This is a genomic window from Campylobacter sp. BCW_6873, from assembly GCF_001762365.1.
Taxonomy (GTDB): Bacteria; Campylobacterota; Campylobacteria; order Campylobacterales; family Campylobacteraceae; genus Campylobacter_D; species Campylobacter_D jejuni.
The window spans coordinates 1-1164 of the sequence record NZ_MJWS01000067.1 but is presented as its reverse complement, the minus strand read 5'-3'; the positions used below and the strand labels follow the sequence as shown (position 1 = coordinate 1164).

Genomic DNA, 1164 nt, shown 5'->3' with positions numbered 1-1164 from the left:
TTCCCAATAAGCTTTATTGTAAATTATTACTTTATTATCTATATCTTTACACAAGCTCTTAAACTCATAATACTGCGGATCCATATATTTATAAGAACATCCTCCTACTAAGAATAATAAAAGATATACAGGTAAAAGAAATAAAGTAAGTTTTTTAAATATTGTTTTAAAATTTATAGTTTTTGTTTTATTTTTTATTTTTAAAAAAATTTTAAAGATAAAACGAAAAGAATATATGAGAAGATATTATGATAGTGAAACTTTAAAATCTATTCTCGGACAAAAGACTAGTTTAGAATATAGCGATGATTTAGAATGTCTTTCTAAGAATACTATATATAAAATTATTTTATCTGAGAAACAATATAATTTTCCCTATGTAAATATTTTTGAAGATAAAATAGAAAATAATTTTACAGCTAGTTTTATAAAAAATGAAGATAGAAAAAAAGCTAAAGAACATTTAAAAGCCATATTTTTAAATGCAAATCATTTGTTTGTTTATGATAAATTTATAAATAAAAATCAGAAGCAATTTATAAAATTTGCTGAAGAATGCTTTCTGAGAAAAAAATTAAACATTTTTTATCCTATTGAAAATGGAATGAAATTTCCCAAAAATTTATGTTCCAACTTGAAAAATATATATAAAGAATGGTTGATTGTAGAGAATAAAGATGCTGAAATTAACGAAAAATATGATTATTTGCACGATAGATATATAATTATAGATAAGAAAATTTAAATTATCTTAACTAGCGGCATTGATAATTTAATGAATATTAAAAAAGATTTTACATATATAATAAGAGAATTATAAAATAGTAATTAATGTATAATATTAATTACTAAAAATAACTATTGTATATTAAAAATTAGTAATATATAATAGTATTTACTTTCAAACAGCCTTATTATTTGTGACTTTTTGTCTTATAGCATCAATGATTTATTGTTATGCTTTCACCCACGCTTTCTTAGGACTTACCAAAGGCAAAAGTCCTGATGAGCTTGATAAAGCAGATGAAACATTAAGACAAGAATATCTTAAAAACAAAGAATTTAAATTAATTAAAAGTATTAAGTAGATTGGTTATAATAAAACAATTTATCTATATTAGGAGTAAATTTGCAAATTCCTATTTATTCTAAACTCAAAACAAA

2 protein-coding genes are annotated in these 1164 nt (G+C 20.9%); both read left to right on the top strand.

Translation table 11 applies throughout. The annotated features are described in order from the left end of the window. Positions 1-235 precede the first annotated feature (235 nt). Entirely contained in the window at positions 236-745 is a 510-nt protein-coding gene (locus AJ932_RS05650) for a hypothetical protein (RefSeq protein WP_261660086.1), read from the top strand. A 199-nt stretch (positions 746-944) separates the two neighbouring features. Further along, positions 945-1088, top strand: a complete 144-nt coding sequence (locus tag AJ932_RS10535) for a hypothetical protein (RefSeq protein ID WP_186820607.1) — start codon at positions 945-947, stop codon at positions 1086-1088. The last annotated feature ends 76 nt before the right edge of the window (positions 1089-1164 follow it).